General features: G+C 72.9%; 17 protein-coding genes and 1 pseudogene. 12 read left to right on the top strand and 6 right to left on the bottom strand.

The genetic code is table 11. From position 1 onward, the window contains the following. Positions 1 to 37 precede the first annotated feature (37 nt). The 3 genes and pseudogenes from ACFPZJ_RS16210 (at position 38) to ACFPZJ_RS16200 (ending at position 4,382) form a co-directional block, all read left to right on the top strand. Positions 38 to 2,215: a DEAD/DEAH box helicase gene (locus tag ACFPZJ_RS16210; RefSeq protein WP_381021754.1), complete on the top strand. Its 2,178-nt coding sequence runs from the start codon at positions 38 to 40 to the stop codon at positions 2,213 to 2,215. A 19-nt stretch (positions 2,216 to 2,234) separates the two neighbouring features. Continuing rightward, positions 2,235 to 2,609 (top strand): annotated as a pseudogene (locus ACFPZJ_RS16205) (Rossmann-fold NAD(P)-binding domain-containing protein); the annotation flags it as partial. A 192-nt stretch (positions 2,610 to 2,801) separates the two neighbouring features. Then, positions 2,802 to 4,382: a S8 family peptidase gene (locus tag ACFPZJ_RS16200; RefSeq protein ID WP_381021752.1), complete on the top strand. Its 1,581-nt coding sequence runs from the start codon at positions 2,802 to 2,804 to the stop codon at positions 4,380 to 4,382. Positions 4,383 to 4,385: 3 nt separating this feature from the next. Here the strand turns inward: ACFPZJ_RS16200 and ACFPZJ_RS16195 are convergent, their stop codons facing one another. Then, positions 4,386 to 4,538 carry a hypothetical protein gene (locus ACFPZJ_RS16195; RefSeq protein WP_381021751.1) on the bottom strand — a complete coding sequence of 51 codons (153 nt, stop codon included), beginning with the start codon at positions 4,536 to 4,538 and terminating at the stop codon, positions 4,386 to 4,388. Further along, positions 4,535 to 4,984 carry a hypothetical protein gene (locus ACFPZJ_RS16190; protein WP_381021749.1) on the bottom strand — a complete coding sequence of 150 codons (450 nt, stop codon included), beginning with the start codon at positions 4,982 to 4,984 and terminating at the stop codon, positions 4,535 to 4,537. The genes ACFPZJ_RS16195 and ACFPZJ_RS16190 overlap by 4 nt, the downstream gene beginning before the upstream one ends. 91 nt (positions 4,985 to 5,075) lie before the next feature. On the opposite strand from ACFPZJ_RS16190, the gene ACFPZJ_RS16185 reads away from it, so the two are divergent. The 6 genes from ACFPZJ_RS16185 to ACFPZJ_RS16160 all read left to right on the top strand — a co-directional run bounded on the left by ACFPZJ_RS16185 (position 5,076) and on the right by ACFPZJ_RS16160 (position 11,665). Next, complete coding sequence (locus ACFPZJ_RS16185; RefSeq protein ID WP_381021747.1) at positions 5,076 to 6,224, top strand: DUF4190 domain-containing protein; 1,149 nt, start codon at positions 5,076 to 5,078, stop codon at positions 6,222 to 6,224. A 146-nt stretch (positions 6,225 to 6,370) separates the two neighbouring features. Continuing rightward, entirely contained in the window at positions 6,371 to 7,123 is a 753-nt protein-coding gene (locus ACFPZJ_RS16180) for a GntR family transcriptional regulator (RefSeq protein ID WP_381021745.1), read from the top strand. A gap of 342 nt (positions 7,124 to 7,465) precedes the next feature. Beyond that, positions 7,466 to 7,657, top strand: a complete 192-nt coding sequence (locus tag ACFPZJ_RS16175) for an SPOR domain-containing protein (protein WP_381021743.1) — start codon at positions 7,466 to 7,468, stop codon at positions 7,655 to 7,657. A gap of 94 nt (positions 7,658 to 7,751) precedes the next feature. Beyond that, entirely contained in the window at positions 7,752 to 8,177 is a 426-nt protein-coding gene (locus ACFPZJ_RS16170) for a (deoxy)nucleoside triphosphate pyrophosphohydrolase (protein ID WP_381021742.1), read from the top strand. 83 nt (positions 8,178 to 8,260) lie between these two features. Next, positions 8,261 to 8,686, top strand: coding sequence for an ATP-binding protein (locus ACFPZJ_RS16165; protein WP_381021740.1), 426 nt, complete (start codon positions 8,261 to 8,263; stop codon positions 8,684 to 8,686). Between the two features lie 315 nt (positions 8,687 to 9,001). Then, a complete protein-coding gene (locus ACFPZJ_RS16160; protein ID WP_381021739.1) occupies positions 9,002 to 11,665 on the top strand; it encodes a SpoIIE family protein phosphatase in 2,664 nt (887 codons plus the stop codon). A 126-nt stretch (positions 11,666 to 11,791) separates the two neighbouring features. On the opposite strand, the gene ACFPZJ_RS16155 is transcribed toward ACFPZJ_RS16160, so the two are convergent. Then, positions 11,792 to 13,390 (bottom strand): hypothetical protein, encoded by a 1,599-nt coding sequence (locus ACFPZJ_RS16155; protein WP_381021737.1) that lies wholly within the window; start codon positions 13,388 to 13,390, stop codon positions 11,792 to 11,794. A gap of 94 nt (positions 13,391 to 13,484) precedes the next feature. Between ACFPZJ_RS16155 and ACFPZJ_RS16150 the strand changes: the two genes are divergently transcribed. The 3 genes from ACFPZJ_RS16150 to ACFPZJ_RS16140 are packed head-to-tail and all read left to right on the top strand — an operon-like array spanning position 13,485 to position 16,584. Further along, positions 13,485 to 14,564 (top strand): glycoside hydrolase family 18 protein, encoded by a 1,080-nt coding sequence (locus ACFPZJ_RS16150; RefSeq protein WP_381021735.1) that lies wholly within the window; start codon positions 13,485 to 13,487, stop codon positions 14,562 to 14,564. After that, positions 14,561 to 15,610 carry a phosphotransferase family protein gene (locus tag ACFPZJ_RS16145; protein ID WP_381021733.1) on the top strand — a complete coding sequence of 350 codons (1,050 nt, stop codon included), beginning with the start codon at positions 14,561 to 14,563 and terminating at the stop codon, positions 15,608 to 15,610. Before ACFPZJ_RS16150 ends, ACFPZJ_RS16145 begins: the two co-directional genes overlap by 4 nt. Before the next feature lie 56 nt (positions 15,611 to 15,666). Continuing rightward, complete coding sequence (locus ACFPZJ_RS16140) at positions 15,667 to 16,584, top strand: class I SAM-dependent methyltransferase (protein ID WP_381021731.1); 918 nt, start codon at positions 15,667 to 15,669, stop codon at positions 16,582 to 16,584. Positions 16,585 to 16,587: 3 nt separating this feature from the next. Here ACFPZJ_RS16140 and ACFPZJ_RS16135 read toward each other — a convergent pair whose 3' ends face one another. Genes ACFPZJ_RS16135 through ACFPZJ_RS16125 form a run of 3 tightly spaced genes read right to left on the bottom strand, consistent with a single transcriptional unit; the run spans position 16,588 to position 20,166 of the window. Beyond that, on the bottom strand, positions 16,588 to 17,364 hold the full coding sequence (locus ACFPZJ_RS16135) for a succinate dehydrogenase/fumarate reductase iron-sulfur subunit (protein WP_381021729.1): 777 nt from the start codon (positions 17,362 to 17,364) through the stop codon (positions 16,588 to 16,590). Beyond that, complete coding sequence (locus ACFPZJ_RS16130; RefSeq protein ID WP_381021727.1) at positions 17,361 to 19,301, bottom strand: fumarate reductase/succinate dehydrogenase flavoprotein subunit; 1,941 nt, start codon at positions 19,299 to 19,301, stop codon at positions 17,361 to 17,363. Before ACFPZJ_RS16130 ends, ACFPZJ_RS16135 begins: the two co-directional genes overlap by 4 nt. A gap of 28 nt (positions 19,302 to 19,329) precedes the next feature. Next, a complete protein-coding gene (locus tag ACFPZJ_RS16125) occupies positions 19,330 to 20,166 on the bottom strand; it encodes a hypothetical protein (RefSeq protein ID WP_381021726.1) in 837 nt (278 codons plus the stop codon). Positions 20,167 to 20,200 lie beyond the last annotated feature (34 nt).

The raw sequence follows: 20,200 nt of genomic DNA, 5'->3' as shown, positions 1-20,200 counted from the left end.
CACCATGTGCTGAGCATGGGGAGGAAGGCGGGGCGGGATGGGGCGTGCCGAGCGTGAGGTGGCCGGGCGGGGGGTGCGGCTGGCCGAGGCTGCGGCGCGGGTCGCCGAGGACCACGCGCGGGCTGTCGGTGCCGTACGGGAGGCCTTGCGGCCGATTCACGACGGGCTGGCCGAGCGGGAGCTGACGGGCATTCCCGTCGCGCGGCTGCGGGACGTCACCGAGGGACGACTGCGGTTCGCGGGGCTGGAGAAGGGCGGTTTCCGGACCGTCCAGGACGTGCTGGACGCCGGGACCTACCGGCTCCGGCAGACGCCCGGGGTCGGGCAGCGCACCGCGGACCAGGCGGTCGCGGCGGCCCGGCAGATCGCGGACGCGGTCCGCGAGTCCGTCGCCGTACGCATCGACGTGGACCGGGACCGCGGCGAGCCGCGGATCACCGCGCTGGTGGAAGCCCTGCACGTGCTGGTCGAGGCCGGTCCCGGGGCACGGCGCGCGGCCGAGGCGGGGGCGGCGCTGGCGGCGCGGCTCGGGCCGTTGCTGGCCGACGCCCGGCCCGCCGTGGGGCGTTGGCGGATGCTGCTCGCCGGACGCGAGGGGCGGGAGCGGGCGCTGGCGGCCCTCGCCGAGCTGCGGCGGCTGACCGAGGAGGCCGAACGGGACGCCGTGCCCGAGCAGTTCGCGCAGGCCTCCGTCGACCTGCTGCGCCGCCCCGAGAGCGAGCTCGCCGCCTGGGTCGACTACGAGCTGCGTTCGGCCGAGTACTACGGCCTGCTGGCGGAGATCTCCGGTCGCGGACCGGACACCGCGGCGGCCGAGGGCCATCTGCCCGACGAGGTGGCCGGGCAGGTGCGGGAGCAGCGGCTGGACGACGCGCACTGCCGGGTCTCGCTGCGCGGCTACCAGGCGTTCGGTGCCCGCTTCGCCCTCGCCCAGCGCCGGGTCCTGCTCGGCGACGAGATGGGGCTCGGCAAGACCGTGCAGGCCATCGCCGCGATCGCGCACCTCGCCGCCGAGGGGCAGAGCCACTTCCTGGTGGTGTGCCCGGCGAGCGTGCTGATCAACTGGACCCGGGAGATCGAGTCGCGCAGCACCCTGCGGGCCATGCCGCTGCACGGGCCGGACCGGCAGGAGGCGTTCGCCGACTGGAAGGGCCGGGGCGGTGTCGCGGTCACCACCTTCGACGCGCTGCGCGGTTTCCCCACGCCGGGCGGCGGCGAACTCGGCATGCTCGTCGTCGACGAGGCGCACTACGTGAAGAATGCGCACACCCGGCGGGCCGGAGCGGTCGCCGCGTGGGCCGAGCGCTGCGAGCGGGTGCTGTTCCTGACCGGCACCCCGATGGAGAACCGGGTCGCGGAGTTCCGCAACCTGGTGCGGGTGCTCCGGCCGGACTTCGCCGACACGGTCGACGACCAGGACTCGGTGGCCGGTTCCAAGGCGTTCCGCAAGGCGGTCGCGCCCGTCTATCTGCGCCGCAACCAGCAGGACGTGCTCACCGAACTGCCCCTGCTCCAGCACACTGACGAGTGGGAGGAGCTGAGCGCCGCGGACCAGGAGGCGTACCGGGAGGCCGTCCGGGCCGGCAACTTCATGGCGATGCGGCGTGCGGCGTACGCGCGACCGCAGGGGTCGGCGAAGCTGGAGCGGCTTCGGGAGCTCGTCGGCCAGGCCGCCGAGAGCGGGCTGAAGGTGGTGGTGTTCTCCGCCTTCCGCGACGTCCTCGACGTCGTACGGGACGCGCTCGGCGCCGGCACCGGGCGGGTCTTCGGGCCGATCACCGGCAGTGTCCCGCCCGGCCGCCGGCAGCAGCTCGTGGACGAGTTCTCCGCCGCGCCCGGCCACGCGGTACTGCTGTCGCAGATCGAGGCCGGCGGGGTCGGGCTCAACATGCAGGCCGCGTCCGTCGTCATCCTCTGCGAACCGCAGGTCAAGCCGACCATCGAGCACCAGGCCGTGGCCCGCGCCCACCGCATGGGCCAGGTGCGCCCGGTCCAGGTGCACCGGCTGCTCGCGGCGGGCGGCGTGGACGAGCGCATGGTGCGGATGCTGGAGAACAAGAAACGGCTGTTCGACGCCTACGCGCGGCGCAGCGCGGTCGCCGAGTCGACGCCGGACGCCGTCGACGTCTCGGACGTCGCGCTGGCCCGGCGCATCGTGGAGGAGGAGCAGGCACGGCTGGGGGTGACGGACGCCGGGGCGGACGCACACGCGTGAGTGCGGCGCGCGGGGCGGTTTCGCGCTGGAGGGCATGTCCGAGGCGCTCGCGGACGAGGTGCGGGACCTCGGCGTCAAGGTGCTGATCGTGGAGCCGGGGGCGTTCCGCACCGGGCTGTTCGGGACGGGCCGGGCCGGTGCCAGCGCGGACAGCGGTCTGTCTCCCAAGGCTAGCGAGACGCGCGGGTTCGTCGCCGGCGGCGACGGCAGTCAGCCCGGCGACCCGGCGAAGGCCGCGGCCGTGATCCGGGCCGCGCTGGAGGCGGAGCACACCCCGCTGCGACTGCCGCTCGGCGACGACGGCGTGAGCGCGGTCCTCGGCCACCTCGACCAGGTCCGCGACGAGGTCCTGGCCTGGGAGAAGCGGACCCGGGCCACGGCGTTCGACGACTGACGGCCGGTGCGAGGGCCCTGCGCGTCGGTGCAGGGCCCTTGTGCAATTCCTGTGGAGGCCTCAATCTTTCGCTGACGCACAGGAGTCGACTCGGCGCCGGATTGACATGACCATGTCTTAGGTGTCGGTGCGGCTACCGGTGGTCGTGCACCAACCCCACACGTGCACCACCGATCGAGGAGGACCCCTCAGATGGCAGTGATGCGTCATCCCCGGCCGACGACCCGGCGAAGACTGGCCGCGCTCGGCGCGGCGACCACCGCGGCACTCGTCGCGGGCCTCGTCTCCGCCCTCCCCGCGGGCGCCGCACCGGCGGCACCCGAAGGCCGGATCCAGTACGAGGGCGCCGCGAACGCCGTCGCCGACAGCTACATCGTCACCCTCAAGGGGACGAAGGCCGGATCCGCCGAGGGCCGGGCCCTGGCGAAGAAGTACGGCGCCGACATCGAGCGGACGTACACCAAGGCCCTCAACGGATATGCCGTCGAGGCCTCCGAGAGCGAGGCGGAACGTCTCGCCGCCGACCCGGCCGTCGCCTCCGTCGTCCAGGACCGGACCTTCCGCATCACCGCGACCCAGCCCAGCCCGCCCTCCTGGGGCCTGGACCGCATCGACCAGAAGAACCTCCCGCTCAACAGCTCCTACACGTACCCGGACTCGGCCGGTCAGGGCGTGACGGCCTACGTCATCGACACCGGGGTCCGCATCACGCACAGCGACTTCGGCGGGCGCGCCTCCTACGGCTACGACGCCGTCGACAACGACAACACCGCCCAGGACGGCCACGGCCACGGCACGCACGTCGCCGGCACGGTCGCCGGCGGCGCCTACGGCGTGGCCAAGAAGGCGAAGGTCGTCGGCGTCCGCGTGCTGAACAACTCCGGCCAGGGCACCACCGCCCAGGTCGTCGCCGGCATCGACTGGGTCGCCCGCAACGCCGTCAAGCCGGCCGTCGCCAACATGTCCCTCGGCGGCGGCGCGGACACGGCCATCGACACCGCCGTCCGCAACGCCATAGCCTCCGGCGTCACCTTCGCCGTCGCGGCCGGCAACGAGTCCACCAACGCCTCCACCCGGTCCCCGGCCCGTGTCACCGAGGCGATCACGGTCGGTGCGACGACGTCCAGCGACGCCCGCGCCAGCTACTCCAACTACGGCTCGGTGCTGGACCTGTTCGCGCCGGGCTCCTCCATCACCTCGGCGTGGAGCACCAGCGACACGGCCACCAACACCATCTCCGGCACGTCGATGGCGACCCCGCACGTCGCCGGAGCCGCCGCGCTGTACCTGGCCGACAACCCCACGGCCACCCCCGCCCAGGTCTCCAGCGCGCTGACCACCGCCGCCACCAGCGGCGTCGTCACCAACCCGGGCACCGGCTCGCCCAACCGGCTCCTGTACGTCGGCGGCGGTACGACCACCCCGCCCGGCCCGCGCTTCGAGAACACCGCGGACTACGCGATCGCCGACAACTCCACCGCCGAGTCCCCGGTGACCGTCTCCGGCGTCACCGGCAACGCGCCCTCGGCCCTGGCCGTCGAGGTGCACATCGTCCACACGTACATCGGTGACCTCCAGGTCCAGCTGGTCGCCCCCGACGGCACGGCGTACACGCTGAAGGCGTACGGCACCGGCGGCAGCGCGGACAACATCGACACCACGTACACCGTGAACGCCTCCTCCGAGGTCGCGAACGGCACGTGGAAGCTGCGGGTCAGCGACAACGCGCGGCTGGACACCGGACGCATCGACGCCTGGGCGCTGCAGTTCTGACGCTCACCCGGTGACCGGCGGGCAGTCCGCCGGCCGGTCGTACTCGTCCTCGCGGAGGGGCTCGGGTTCGGTGACCCGGCCCGCCGCGAGGACGAGGCGCATTGCGCGGTGCACGGCGAGCAAGCCGAACGGCCGGTCGAAGACGGCGTACGTCACGGTCGTCTCGTACGCCGGTTCCGGCTGCTCCTGGCCCGCCCAGCCCCATCACCTCCTTGGCCGTCACGGCGGCCGCCGGGAGCCCCTCCGCGCTGAACGCCGCCGTCGCCGCCTGCCGCCTGCCGCCCGGCGCGCAGGGCGAGCGGTGCCGCGCCGATGCCGGGGAAGTGCGCCCCGGCGCACTTCCGCCGGCGGCCGTGGACAGGCCGAACAGCTCCGTCCACCTCCTCCAGCGCGGCGGTCGACTCCCGTGCCCCGTAAGCGGCCTGACGCACCGGCACCCCGAGAACGGCCGCCAGTTCGGCCCGTCCCTCGCCCCCGGCCCCGTCGGCCAGGAAGCCCAGCAGGGGCCGGGCCCCGGCCGCCGAGACCACCGTGCTCGCGGACACCTGCGACGCCCAGCGCGCGGTCAGGCCGTTCACCGCCTGGATCGCCGCATTCGTCACCCGCGTACCACCCACGCTCCCCGGCGCGCTTACGATGCGCCCAGTCGTCCGTCCGCCCAGCGCCAGCGCCCGCCTCAGGAGCACGGTACCCGTGTCGATACCCCCGGCCCCCGGGCCCCACCAGCCGCAAGGGCAGCACCCCCAGCCCTGGAGCCAGGGCAACGGCCCGTACGGCCCCTACGGATACGGACCGTACGGTGCCCAGCCCGGTCTCAACGGCGTCGCCATCGCCGCGCTCGTGCTCGGCATCCTCTGCTTCCTGCCCGCCGTGGGACTCGTCCTGGGCCTCGTCGCGCTCTGGCAGATCAAGCGCCGGGGCGAGCGCGGCAGGGGCATGGCGGTCGCCGGTGCCGCGCTGTCCACCGTCGGGCTCGTCCTGTGGGTGGTGTCGCTGTCCACCGGTGTCGTCGCCGACGCCTGGCAGGGCATCAAGGACAGCGCGACCGGCGAGGGCACCGCCTACGCCCTCGCCAAGGGCGACTGCTTCGACGCGCCGGGCGGTTCCCTGGAGGGCGACGCCTACGACGTCGACGAGGTGCCCTGTGCCCGTGAGCACGACGGCGAGGTCTTCGCCGTGATCGAACTGCCGGGCGGCTCCTTCCCGGGGGACGCCAAGGTGACGGACCTGGCCGACGACCGGTGCTACACGCTCCAGGACCGCTACGCCATGGACACCTGGGCCCTGCCGGAGAACGTGGACGTGTACTACCTCGTGCCGTCCCGGGACAGCTGGCGCCTGGGCGACCGTGAGATCACCTGCCTGTTCGGCAGCACGGACGGCAAGGGCGGTCTGAAGGGCTCGCTGCGCAGCGACGCGACCACGCTCGACACGGACCAGGTGGCCTTCCTCAAGGCGACCGGCGCCGTCGACGCGGTGCTGTACGAGGAGCCGGAGGAGCATCCCGAGGACGACCTGGCGGCTGCCACGGCCTGGGCGCAGCGGGTGCACGGCGTGCTCGGCGCACAGATCGAGGCACTGCGCGGACACTCCTGGCCGGCCGGAGCGAAGCGGCCCGTCGCCGATCTCGTGAAGGACATGGAGGAGGCGCGCGAGGCCTGGGCGAAGGCGGCCGGGGCCGACGACGTCGACACCTACTTCGAGCACTACGACCGGGGGTACGAGGACGTCGACGGCCCGACGACCGTCACCGCGCGCAAGGCTCTCGGTCTGGCTACGACTCCGCCGGCGTACGAGGACGACAGCGGCAGTGAGGGCGAAGAGCCGGGCGCCGAGGTGTGACGACGGCCATAGCGGGGAGAAAGTGCCTGCGTAAGCCCTCCGACGGCACATGTCATCACATCGAGTGATTCTCTGGCCTTTGCTTGCCTGTCACAACCTTCGGTTGCCACGCTGTTGCTGTCTGTACAACCTGATGGGAGCGGCCAGTGACATTCGGTGAGCAGCCGGCGTACCTGCGCGTCGCGGGTGATCTCCGCAAGAAGATCGTCGACGGTTCGCTGCCACCGCACACCCGCCTCCCCTCCCAGGCCCGGATCCGCGAGGAGTACGGCGTCTCCGACACGGTCGCCCTGGAGGCGCGCAAGGTGCTCATGGCGGAGGGGCTGGTGGAGGGCCGCTCCGGTTCGGGCACCTATGTGCGCGAGCGGCCCGTTCCCCGGCGGATCGCCCGCTCCGGCTACCGCCCGAGCGGCGGGGCCACCCCCTTCCGTCAGGAGCAGGCCGACGGCGAGGTGCGCGGCACCTGGGAGTCCAGCAGCGAGCAGGCCGAGGCCGGCGGGGCGATCGCCGAGCGGCTCGCCATCGAGCCCGGCGACCGTGTGATGCGGACCAAGTACCTCTACCGGGAGGGCGGCGAGCCGATGATGCTCTCCACCTCCTGGGAGCCGCTGGCCGTGACCGGCCGCACCCCGGTGATGCTGCCGGAGGAGGGCCCGCTCGGCGGCATGGGCGTCGTGGAGCGGATGCGCGCCATCGACGTGATCGTCGACAACGTCACCGAGGAGGTCGGCGCCCGCCCCGGCCTCGCCGAGGAACTGCTCCTGCTCGGCGGCGTCCCCGGGCACGTCGTGCTGGTCATCCAGCGCACGTTCTACGCCTCCGGCCGCCCGGTCGAGACGGCCGACGTGGTGATCCCGGCCGACCGCTACCGGGTCGCCTACCACCTGCCGGTCAAGTAGCGAACACCTCTTCGCACGCCTCCCGCACGCCCCTCGTGCGCCGCCGCCCCCAGGCGTGCGGTCCTCGGCGTCCGTCCCGGCGCCGTAGCAATCTGGCCGTTCTCGCAGGTCGCTCCAGAGGTGCGCCCGGGTGCGCGCCCTACCCCTGACCGGATGCGTCGACAGGGGCGGGTGGCGTGTCCGACGCCGTGCGCCCCCTGCGTACTGGCCGGTTGCGTACCTCTTTGTGAAAAGCCGTATTCGCTCCGTGAAGGTAAGGCGTAGGCTCGGGCATATGCGGATTGCGGTTTCCTTAGAGGGCGGGGCGCGGTGCAGGCCGCGGGCGGGAAGCGGAGGGGCGCGATGAACGACGGCACGGTCACTCTTCCCTGGCTCGTGATCCGGCAGGACGACAACGGCAATCGCTACCGCGTCGGCAGGTACGCGACCCGCGCGGAGGCCCAGAAGATCGCGGACAGCCTCGACGCCCGCGGCCACAAACAGCTGTACTGGGTCGAGAGGCTGGGACAGAAGGGCGGGGCGGACGTCGACTGAGACGGTCGGCTTCGAACGGGGTGTGCGACGCTCGGCCGGTCACGTCGTGGGTGAGGGTGGAGGGGGCGCGGTCGGTCTCGCGTAGGCTCCCCGTGTGGTGGAACGGATCGTGGTCGTGGGGGCCGCCCTGGTGGACGGAGGGCGGTTGCTCGCCGCTCGCCGCAGCGCGCCCGTCGAGCTGGCCGGCCGCTGGGAGCTGCCCGGCGGCAAGGTCGAGGCGGGGGAGAGGGCCGACGCGGCCCTCGTAAGGGAACTGCGTGAGGAACTCGGTGTCGACGCCGAGCCCGGTGAGCGCGTCCCGGGGGAGTGGCCCCTGAAGGCGCCGTACGTGCTGCACGTGTGGACCGCCCGGCTGCGTCCCGGCTCCGCCGCCCCCGAGCCCCTTGAGGACCACGACCGGCTGCGCTGGCTCACCCCCGCCGAGATCTGGGACGTCGACTGGCTCGACCAGGACGTACCGGCCGTCCGCGCGACCCTGACCCACCTCGGTCTCACCGCCGAAAAGGCGCGGGGCGCCTAAGAGCTAAGTCTGGAGAGCTCCCGGGCGATACTGTGCCCCGGATATCGGGTATGTGCCCATTAACCCCATGAATTCGGACATGAGTGGGATCGCTTGCCCGGGAAGTGATCGGCGTGATCGACACCGACGGCGACCGCGCCGAGTGGACGTTTCCGGCGGACCCGGGCGCCGTCCGCACCGCCCGCTCGGCCGTCCGCGCTCAACTGCGCACCTGGAACCTCGACAGCGTCGGCGACGTCACGGCCCTGCTCGTCAGTGAACTGGTCACCAACGCCCTCCGGCACGCCACCGGCCCCATCGGCGTCCGCCTGGTACGGCCCTCCGCCCTCAACGGCGTCCTGCTGGTCGAGGTCTCCGACCCGCTCCCGGACCCGCCCCGCGAACGTGCCGCCCGCCTGGAGGACGAGAGCGGACGCGGCCTGCAACTGGTGGCCTCCACTTCCCGCCGCTGGGGTACCCGCCCGGGGGGCGCGGGCAAGACGGTCTGGTTCGAGCTGCCGGTGCCCTGAATCCCCGCCTCACGGTTTCCTGAGCCACCGGTTCCGCGCCGAACCGGCCCCGCGCAGCCGGGGTTCGCCGCTGTACGGCCGTACCCACCCTGTCGACCAGCCGGTTCAGGCCCGTGACGGTTGTGGAACTGGGTGATTCGAGGCCGTGTTCCCTGGTTAGAAGACTGGAAGTGTTCTCACGGCCGGGGCCGAAAACCGCCGGAACCGTGCTGTGATCGTGAACACCGTGTCGTGCGGCGCCGTAGTGCTGGATACTGCGGGTCAGCCGCCATCGGTGACGGTGCCGGACGCGGTGAGCTGGAGGGGACGGTTCGCGTGAGCGAGATACCAGCGAAGGCCACGGAGTCCGAGGACCCGTCGGAGGGCGCGAGGCCGAAGGCCGCCGAGAGGCCGTCCGGTCAGGTCTCGTCCGGGCGGGTCTCCGGTCAGGCGTACGACCGGACGTGGTCCGGGCAGGTCTCCGCGGGCGACGCCATGTGGCAGAGCAGCCCACCCGGCTCCATCTACGACTACATCAAGGTCGCGTCCTTCTCCATCGGCCCCGACGGCCTGGTCGACCAGTGGAGCCTGCGGGCCGAGCAGCTCTTCGGCATCCCGGCCGAGCACGCCGTCGGCATGGATCCCATCGCCGCCTTCATGGACCCCGACCAGCGCGAGCAGGGCCAGCGCAAGATGGCCGAGATCCTCGACGGCCGGGAGTGGACCGGCGTGGTCCCCTTCCGGCTGCCGGACGCGCCCGACGGAGGACGCGGCAAGGAGGGCCTCGCCGAGGTCTACGTCATGCCCACCCGCACAGAGGAGGGCGAGAAGGCCGCCGTCTGCATCGTCGTCGACGTCCGTACGCTGCGCAGCATCGAGACCGACCTCGCCGCCTCACAGGCGATTTTCGGTCAATCCCCCTTCGGCTTCCTGCTGATCGACGCCGACCTGCGGGTCCGCCGCGCCAACCAGCGCTTCGCCTCCACCTTCGGCGGCACACCCGACGACCACCGCGGCCGGGGCGTCCACGACTACCTGCCGCGCGGCGAGGCCGACCGGGTCTCCGCGACCCTGCGCCGCGTCCTGGAGACCGGCGACTCCATCACGGACATGCACATCACCGGCTTCCTGCCGGGTTCCGACGAGCGCCGGCACTGGTCCGTCAACCTCTACCGCGTCCACAGCGGTTCGGGGCGCCCCATCGGTATCGCGTGGCTGGGAATCGACATCACCTCCCGGCGCGCCGCCGCCCGCGAGGCCGCAGCCGCACGGCGCAACCTCGCCCTCCTCAACGAGGCCGGGGCCCGCATAGGCAACTCCCTCGACCTGGAGACCACCGCACGCGAACTCCTCGACGTCGTCGTGCCCGGCTTCTGCGACCTGGCCACCGTCGACCTCTACCAGGGCCTGCTGGTGGGCGACGAGACGCCGCCCGGACTCGCCGACGGCAGCGCCGAGTTGCGGCGCGTCGCCTTCGCCAGCGCCGTCTCCGACGCGCCGTTCATCGGCAGCGGTGAGCCCGTCGCCGTCGGCGCCGTCCACCACTACCCCTTCAACTCGCCCTGCGCGGACGCCCTGCGCACCGCCCGTACGCAGACCGTCCCCGCGCAGGACGGCGGTCTGGTGCAGTCCACGCTCGCCGTGCCGATGGTCGCCCACGACACGGTCGTGGGACTGGTGCAGTTCGCCCGGACGAAGGGCAGCGAGCCGTTCGGCGAACGGGACCGCGACCTCGCCGTCGAGCTGGCCGCGCGCGCCGCCGTCTGCATCGACAACGCCCGCCTGTACCGGCGCGAACACGAACGCGCGTTGATACTGCAACGGTCCCTGCTCCCGCCCGGCGACCCGGAGGCCTCCGGCCTGGACATCGCCTGCCGCTACCTGCCCGGCAACGCGGCCACCGGCCGGCCCAGCGAGGTCGGCGGCGACTGGTTCGACGTCATAGAGCTCCCCGGGCACCGCACCGCCCTGGTCGTCGGCGACGTCATGGGCCGCGGCCTGCGGGCGGCCGTGGCGATGGGCGAACTGCGCACGGCCGTACGGACCCTGGCCCAGCTGGACCTCGAACCGGCCGAGGTACTCTCCCAGTTGGACGAGATCGCGCGCGGCCTCGGCGCGCCGGGCGGCGTCCAGCAGGCGACGCGCGCGGCCCGCCGGCCCCGCGAGGCCGACCTCTCGGAGGTGTATCTGGCGACCTGTGTGTACGCCGTCTACGACTCCGTCACCCGGCGCTGCACCTTCGCCAACGCGGGCCATCTGCCGCCCGTCCTGGTCGAGCCGGGCGAACAGGCGCTGATGCTGGACGTGCCGCCGGGCATGCCGCTCGGCGTCGGCGGGGAGCCCTTCGAGGAGGTCGAGGTCGAACTGCCCGAGGGCGCCCTGCTCGCGCTCTACACGGATGGACTGGTCGAAAGCCGCGACCATCCGCTGGACGAGGGCCTCCAGGCCTTCGTCAGTGCCCTGGCCGACCCGGCCCAGCCCCTGGAGGACGTCTGCGACCACGTCCTCAACACCCTCGACACGCACCACGGCGAGGACGACATCGCGCTGCTGATGGCACGTGTACAGGGTCTGCCCGCCGAGTCCGTCGGCGACTGGACCCTGCCGCGCGAGCCGCGCAGCGTGGGACGGGCCCGTGAGTACGCCCGCGCCCAGTTGCTCGCCTGGGACATGGAGCCGCTGGTCGACACCACGGAGCTGCTGGTCAGCGAGCTGGTCACCAACGCCCTCCGCTACGGCGAGGGCGAGATCAGGCTGCGTCTGCTGCTGGACCGCACGCTGGTCTGCGAGGTCTGGGACTCCGGCCTGGTCCAGCCCCGCCGGCGCCGGGCCCGCGACACCGACGAGGGCGGCCGCGGACTCCAGCTCGTCGGTCTGCTCAGCGCGGCGTGGGGCTCCCGCCGGACGCCGCGCGGCAAGACGGTGTGGTTCGAACTGCCCCTGCCGGGCGGCGACACCGGCCTGACCGATCCGGCGGAGGCGTTGCTGAGCCTGTTCTGAGGCTCTTTCCGACGTCCCTACGGCGATCCCTACGGCGATCCGTACTGGGCGGTACCGAAATCCGTGCTGAGGCCCTGGCGCGTCCCCGTTCCGCCGTGGGCGACCGTGGCCGTCGGGGGTCGGCCGTCAGGGGGAGGTCGCCCCGCGCCGCGCGCGGGTGCGGGGCCCGCCGAAGCTCGCGGGCGGGCCGCCAGCCGGCGTGCCGCCCAGCAGGATCCCGCCGAGCAGCGCGCCACCGGCGCCGCTCTCGTGCCCGGCCACCGTGCCGAGCGGCGTGCCGTGGACCCGTACGTCCTGCTCGGCCAGCTCGCGTGCCCGGCGCGCCGGCTGCTCGGCCCGCGCGTCCGAGCCGAGCAGCCGTACCGCCTCCGCCAGCCGGGTGCGGGCCGCGCTGCCCACCACGCCCCGGTGCGTGGTGACGTAGTCGGCCGCGTCGGCGGTGGCGCTGCGCGCGACGAGCCGCGCGGCGGCGGGCAGCACCCCGGCCCGCCCGTCGGCGACCGGCAGCACCGCCCGCACGATCCGCCGCAGCACGTCGAGGGGGTCGTACGGCCCGCCGGTCACCTCCTCCCGTACGGCGGCCAGCACGGCGTCGGCGTGCAGGATCCGCGCCCGCAGCTCACCGGCGGGCACCGCGTCCGGGCGGTCCGCGGCCGCCGCCCGCTCCCGTACCCCGGCGATCTCCACTTCCGCCCCCGTCAGCGCCGCGGGCACCATCCCCGCGGCCGTCGCCAGCTCCGCGGCCAGCCGGTCGATGCCGGTCACGAACACGGCTGCCTGGGCGATCGCCCCCTCGGCGGCCCGTAGATGGCCGATCGCGCGGTGGGTCTCGCCCCGGTCCACGCGCCGGCGGGCCCGGTTGAGGCGGGAGGTGGCGAACAACAGCCGGTCCTCGGCCTGTTCGGCGTGTCCGGTGACCTGGGCGGTCGCGTACGCCGGGTGGCGTGCGCGCAGGTCCGCCAACTGGCTCCGCGCCCTCACCGTACGGGCGGTGAGGTCCCGGAACAGGTTCTCCGCGACCACCAGCGCCTCGCCCAGCTCCCGCTCCCGTTCCAGCCCGCGCAGCCGGTCGAACCCGGCGGCCTCCGCGTCCAGCAGCCGCCCCGCCTCCTGGCAGCGGCCCACGATCCCCGCGAGCGTCTGCCGCCGGGCGCTGTCGTCCCGCGGGACCTCCTCGTCGTACTGCTGCCGCATCCGGAACGCCGCCGCCAGTTCGGCCTCCGCCTCCCGCAGGGCCCGCGCGAACGGTGCGACCTCCGCCGCGCCGAACCGGGCCTCGGCGAAGCCGAGTTCCTCCCGGCTGGTGCGCACACAGTCGTCCGCCTCGGTCAGCAGCGCCCGCGCCCGTGCGTCGAGTTCGGAGAGTGCGTCGCGTGCGTCCGGCGGGGGCCCGGCCGGCCGCACCGGCGCGCCGCCGGGCGTCGTACGGGTCCGGAGGCGCCGGGCGCGCCGTACGTAGCCGTATCCCGCCGCCGCGGCCGCCGCGCCCGCCACCACCAGCGGCAGTACGAGGTCGGCGGCGGACGTCTCGCCGTCCTCCTGCGCGGGCGCGACCGCGACGGGACGGTCCGCCGAGATCGCAACCGGGGCGCCGGGGTTCGTCGTCATTCCCGGCAACACCAGCCACACCGCCCCGGCCGCACCGCCCAGCACCGCGTGCACCACCCGCGCGGACAGGTGCGGCGTGGCGCGGCGCGGCCGGCTCCGGAGCGAGGAAGGCGTCACCTTTCGGAGCGTATGAGCAGGTATGCGGCCGCGCGACCGGGGTGCGCCCGTGGCGGGGCCGGTGTGGTCGGCCGAGGCGGGAGGGGCAGCCGGTATGGAGAGCACGGAGCAGACGCAGGCGGGCCGGGAGGAGCCGGCCGCGGCGGACGCCGGGCCCGCGCCCTACCGGCCCCGTCGCCGATGGCTGCGCCGTACCGCTCTCGGCTTCGTGCTCGTCCTCCTCGTTCCCCTGCTGGCCGCCGAGACCGCTCTGCGCGTCAACTACCTGGGCGATCCGGCCGAGGGCACGTACACCCGCGACCGTGACGCGCTCTGGCTGGGGCACGCCTTGGTCGACGGACGCAAGAAGGACGCCGACGTCACCGCCCTGGCCCGGCGTCTGCGCGACACCGGCGTCCGCGACCTGTACGTCCACTCGGGCCCCCTGGAGCACGACGGCACGCTGCCCAGGTCGGCGTACCCCAGGGCCCGTTGGTTCCTGGGCGCCGTGCACCGTGAACTGCCCGGGGTGCGGGTGCAGGCGTTCCTCGGCGACGTGCTCGCGACCGAGAGCCCGGACGGCATGCGTCTGGACGACCCGGCGACCCGCGCCGCCGTGCGGCGCTCGACCCGCCAGATCCTGGACACCGGCTACGACGGCGTCCACCTCGACCTTGAGCCCCTGCACTCCGGCGACCGGCACTACCTCACCCTGCTCGACGCCCTGCGCCGCGAGACCCGCGCGAGGAACGCCCAGCTGTCCGTCGCCGCCCACCAGATCGACCCGCTCCCGGCCTTCCACTCCCTCTGGGGCACGGTCACCGGGCACCCCAAGTGGTGGTCGCAGGAGTTCTTCGGCCAGGTGGCGCGCCGCGTCGACCAGATCGCCGTCATGTCGTACGACACGATGCAGCCGCTGGAGAGCACCTACGGCGGGTACGTCGCCCAGCAGACCTCCCTCGCCCTGGAGGTCACCCCGCCGGGAACCGACCTGCTGATGGGCCTGCCGTTCTTCCACGAGAACCGCTTCGGCCACTGGAACCACGCCGAGACCGTGCCCGCCGCCGTCCGGGGCGTCCGCCTCGGTCTGTCCCGGACGGACGCGGACCGCGAGCGCTTCGGTGTCGCCCTGTACGTGGACTTCGCGGCCACCGAGGCCGACTGGCGGGCGTACCAGGAAGACTGGGTGCGGTGACGAGCGACCGACCGAACCGAAGCCGTACGACCCTCACCCGCGCCGCCCTCGCCCCCCTGTGCCGTGCCGCCCTCGGCCCCGGCCGCTGCCTCACCGGCGTCCAGCGGCTGCGCGGCGGCTCGCGCAAGGGCGTCTACCGGCTCATCCTCGACGACGGCTCCACAGCCGTCGCCTACGTCTGGTCGGCGGACGAGGACTACTGGGACGCCGGACCCGCCGACCCCCGCGACCCCTTCCAGGGCACGGGCCTGGACCTGTTCACGGCGGCCCACGACCGCCTGGCCGCCGCCGGCGTCCGCACCCCCCGCCTGCTGTACGCCGACGCCACGCACACGCACCTCCCGGCGGACGCGGCGATCGTGGAGGACCTGCCCGGCGGCAGCCTGGAGGAGGCGCTCGCCCACGATCCGCGCACGGCCCGCGAGGCACTGCGGCACCTGGCCGAGCTGCTCGCCGCCCTGCACTCCCACACCGGCCCCCGCCCCGGCAGGGTCGCCGTCGTCGACAACGGCGGCTCCACGGCGAGCGGTTCGAGCGAGGCGCGGATCACCGAGGGCGCGCTGCGCTCCGTCGAGCAGGCCGCCGTCCGCGAACCGCGCGTGGCCGCCGTCCGCGCCCAGCTGACGGACCTGCTGCACCGCCTGGCCGCCGAGGTCCGGCCCCGGGCCCGTCACACCCTCGTCCACGGCGAACTGGGCCCCGACCACGTCCTGCTGACGTCCGACGGAGCACCGGCCCTGATCGACGTCGAGGGCCTGATGTACGGCGACGTGGAGTGGGAGCACGTCTTCCTCCGCCTGCGCTTCGGCCCGCACTACGACACCCTGTGCCCGCCTGGCACGGAGCTCGACGAGCCCCGTGTGCGGCTGTACCGCCTGGCCATGCACCTCGGCCTGGCCGCGGGCCCGCTGCGCCTCCTCGAAGGCGACTTCCCGGACCCCGCACCGATGCGGGCGATCGCCGAGTTCAACCTGGGCAGGGTCCTGGAACTGGTCACGCAGCCGTCATCCGAGCTTTCCCCCGAGGGACGCTCGCGTTTGTTGTGAACGGTGTGTGAACGTTCTACGGTCCTCACCTCCCTTTCCTGGAGGACTACCGACCCATGCGAGCGTTACTGACCAGCAAGGTCGCCAGACGCGGCCTGCGCCCGATCGTCGATCTCATCGACCAGCGCATAGAGCGCCAGGTCCGCCGCGCCCTGGCGAACGGCTCCCAGGACGCGTTGCGGCAGGAGCTGACGACGCTGCGCAACCGTCAGCGCCCCCTGGAGCTGTTCTTCGACGGCACCGGACGCGGCGCGTCCCGACTGCCGTCCGCGCCCCATCTGCACCGCACGATCACCGAACTGACGCGGGTGACCGGGAACGACGAGCACGCCGAACGCGCTGTCGCCCAGGCGTTCCGGCTGCTCATCGCCCTGGAAGCGCTCGGGGTCGGCCGGATCGCCGGCGGCACCATGAACATCTGCGGCAAACTCGCGGCCGTCCCGCTGCTCGACCCGCCGAACGACGAGATCCTGGAGATCGGCACCCTGTACGGCATGTTCGGCGCGGCCCTGATCCGCATGATGGAGCGCACCGGACGCGACCCGCGCCTGACCATCGTCGACCCGCTCGCGGGGCAGCAGCTCCAGCCCGGCACCAGCATGGGCGGCGACGTGACCGGCACGCCGGTGCGCGAGGCCGCGGTGCGGGCCAACCTCGCCCTGGCCGGTGCGGCCGGCGCCGCCACCCGCATCCAGCAGGGCTTCTCCGAGGACCCCGAGGTGCGGGCCCTGGTCTCCGACCGGTCCTACGGCGTGATCGTCGTCGACGGCGACCACTCGGCCGCCGGTGTCGCCGCGGACCTGCGGTGGGCGGAGGAGATCGTCACGCCCGGCGGCATCGTCGTCCTCGACGACTTCGGGCACCCCAAGTGGCCCGGCATCAAGGAGGCCTTCGACAAGCACAGGGCCACCGCCACCCGGTTCACCTTCCTCGGCCAGGTGGCGCACTCGGGCTATCTGCGGGCGCGGACCTGAGGGTCAGGAGGACGCGGACCTCCGGCGGATCTTGTTCCCCAACCACACCAGCGGGTCGTACTTGCGGTCGATCGCCCGCTCCTTCAACGGGATCAGCGCGTTGTCCGTGATCTTGATGCCCTCGGGGCAGACCTCGGTGCAGCACTTGGTGATGTTGCAGTAACCGAGGCCGTGGTCGTCCTGGGCGGTCGTCTTGCGGTCCAGGCCCGCCTCCGCCGCCGCGTCCAGCGGGTGCATGTCCAGCTCCGCGATCCGCATCAGGAACCGAGGGCCCGCGAACGCCTGCTTGTTCTCCTCGTGGTCGCGCACCACATGGCAGGTGTCCTGGCACAGGAAGCACTCGATGCACTTGCGGAACTCCTGCGGCCGGTCCACGTCCTCCTGGAACATGCGGTACTCGCCGGGACCGAGCCCGGGCGGCGGCGCGAAGGCCGGGACCTCCCTGGCCTTGGCGTAGTTGAAGCCGACGTCCGTGACGAGATCGCGGACGACCGGGAAGGCGCGCAGGGGCGTGACCGTGATGGTCTCCTCGCGGTCGAACACCGACATGCGGGTCATGCACATCAGCCGGGGCCGGCCGTTGATCTCCGCCGAGCACGAACCGCACTTGCCCGCCTTGCAGTTCCAGCGCACGGCCAGATCGGGGGCCTGGGTGGCCTGGAGGCGGTGGATGATGTCGAGCACCACCTCGCCGTCGTTGACCTCGACCTCGAAGTCCTCCAGGCCGCCGCCCCCCGCATCGCCCCGCCACACCTTGAAACGGGCCTCGTAGCTGCTCACTCGTACAGCTCCTCTTCGGCGAGGTACTTGACCAGCTCCTCCTTGTCGAACAGGTTGAGCAGGTCCGGGCGGATGGGGTCGGTGGTCTCGCGTTCCAGCGTGATCTGGCCGCGCACCGGGTCGGTGGCCGCGAGGCCGCCCGTCGGGTCGGTGAGCCGGCACAGCAGGTTGATCCGGCGCCACTTGCGGTCCATCGACGGGAAGTCCTCGCGGGTGTGCCCGCCGCGGGACTCGGTGCGCTCCAGCGCGGCCCGCGCCACGCATTCGCTGACCAGCAGCATGTTCCTGAGGTCCAGGGCGAGGTGCCAGCCCGGGTTGAACTGCCGGTGCCCCTCGACACCGGCCCGGCGTGCCCGTACCCGCAGCTCGGCCAGCTTCTCCAGAGCCTGCTTCATCTCCGTCTCGCGGCGGATGATGCCGACCAGGTCGTTCATCGTCTGCTGGAGTTCCTGGTGCAGGGCGTACGGGTTCTCGGGCGGCCCTCCGGCCGGCTCCTCGACCTCGGCCTCGGCCGAGAAGGGGCGCAGGGCCTCCGCGGCGGCGGCGTCGACCTGGACGTCGTCCACCCGGGGTAGTGCCCCGGCCGCGCCCGCCGCGTATTCGGCCGCGTGCCAGCCCGCCCGGCGTCCGAACACCAGCAGGTCCGAGAGCGAGTTGCCGCCGAGCCGGTTGGAGCCGTGCATGCCGCCGGCCACCTCACCGGCCGCGTAGAGCCCGGGCACGCCGCGCGCCGCCGCCGTGTCCGAGTCGACCGCGACGCCGCCCATCACGTAGTGGCAGGTGGGCCCGACCTCCATCGGCTCCGCCGTGATGTCGACGTCGGCCAGCTCCTTGAACTGGTGGTACATGGAGGGCAGCCGCCGTTTGATCACCTCGGCGGGCATTCGCGTCGACACGTCGAGGAAGACACCGCCGTGCGGGGATCCGCGCCCCTCCTTCACCTCGGTGTTGATGGCCCGGGCCACCTCGTCGCGGGGGAGCAGCTCGGGGGGACGCCGGTTGTGGTCCGGGTCGTCGTACCAGCGGTCGGCCTCCTCCTCCGTCTCGGCGTACTTCTCCTTGAAGACGTCGGGGATGTAGTCGAACATGAACCGCTTGCCGTCGGAGTTGCGCAGCACACCGCCGTCGCCGCGCACCGACTCGGTGACGAGGATGCCCTTCACCGACGGCGGCCAGACCATGCCGGTCGGATGGAACTGCACGAACTCCATGTTCAGCAGGGGCGCCCCCGCGAGGAGCGCCAGCGCGTGGCCGTCGCCGGTGTACTCCCAGGAGTTCGACGTGACCTTGAAGGACTTGCCGATGCCGCCGGTCGCGATGACGACGGCCGGCGCCTCCAGCACGAAGAAGCGGCCCGACTCGCGCTCGTAGCCGAAGACCCCGCAGACCTGTTCGCCGTCCTTGAGCACCCGGGTGACCGTGCACTCCTGGAAGACCTTCAGCCGGGACTCGTAGTCCCCGGTCTCCTTGAAGTCCTCCTGCTGGAGCGCGACGATCTTCTGCTGGAGCGTGCGGATGAGTTCCAGGCCCGTACGGTCGCCGACGTGGGCGAGCCGCGGGTACTCGTGGCCGCCGAAGTTGCGCTGCGAGATCCGGCCGTCCTTCGTGCGGTCGAACAGCGCGCCCCAGGTCTCCAGCTCCCAGACGCGCTCCGGGGCCTCCTGCGCGTGCAGCTCGGCCATCCGCCACTGGTTGAGGAACTTGCCGCCGCGCAGGGTGTCGCGGAAGTGCACCTGCCAGTTGTCGCCCGCGTTGACGTTGCCCATCGCCGCCGCGATGCCGCCCTCGGCCATCACCGTGTGCGCCTTGCCGAACAGCGACTTGCAGATCACGGCCGTACGGGCGCCCCGCTCGCGCGCCTCGATGGCGGCGCGCAGGCCCGCGCCGCCCGCGCCCACCACGACGACGTCCCACTCCTGCCGGTCGACCACGGTCATCAGAAGGCCTCACTCATCGGAACGGATTTCAGAAGAAGCGCGGATCGTCGAAGACGCCGGACGCGACGAGGTAGACGTAGAAGTCGGCGAGCGCCACGCTCACCAGCGACGACCACGCGAGCAGCATGTGCCGGGCGTTCAGCTTCCCGATCCACTGCCACATCCGGTAGCGCACCGGGTGCCGGGAGAAGTGCTTGAGCTTGCCGCCGACGATGTGCCGGCAGGAGTGGCAGGACAGCGTGTACGCCCAGATCAGCACGATGTTGACCAGGAAGACCAGGGTGCCGAGCCCCATGTGTCCCCACTCGTAGCGCTCGTCGCGGAAGGCGAGCACGGTGTCGTACGTCAGGATTCCCGCGACCGGGATCGCCGCGTAGAAGAAGTACCGGTGGATGTTCTGCAGGATCAGCGGGAAGCGGGTCTCGCCGGTGTACGTGCGGTGCGGCTCGGCCACCGCGCAGGCCGGCGGGGAGGCCCAGAAGCCCCGGTAGTAGGCCTTTCGGTAGTAGTAGCAGGTCAGGCGGAAGCCGAGCGGGAAGATCAGGATGATGATCGCGGGCGAGATGCCCCACCAGCTGCCGAAGATCTCCCAGTTCGGTCCGGCCTTCATCGGCTCGCAGTTCTCCGCCAGGCACGGGGAGTAGAACGGCGAGACGTACGGGGCCGCGTAGTAGTCGGCGTTGGCGAAGGCCCGCCAGGTCGAGTAGACGACGAACGCCAGCAGACCGGCGACGGTGACGGCCGGGGCCAGCCACCAGCGGTCGGTCCGCAGGTGCGGGGCGTCGATCGCGGCGCGCGGAGCGGCCCGTACGCCGCCGCCTGGGGGTTGGGGTTGTGTGGCGGGGGGTTCCGTACCTGTGGCCACTTGCGACTCCGGTCGGGTTCGGGGGACGTGCCGG

It is taken from the genome of Streptomyces bullii, from assembly GCF_042657145.1.
GTDB lineage: Bacteria > Actinomycetota > Actinomycetes > Streptomycetales > Streptomycetaceae > Streptomyces > Streptomyces bullii.
The sequence above is the reverse complement of the archived record's forward strand: the minus strand, read 5'-3'. Positions and strand labels throughout refer to the sequence as shown.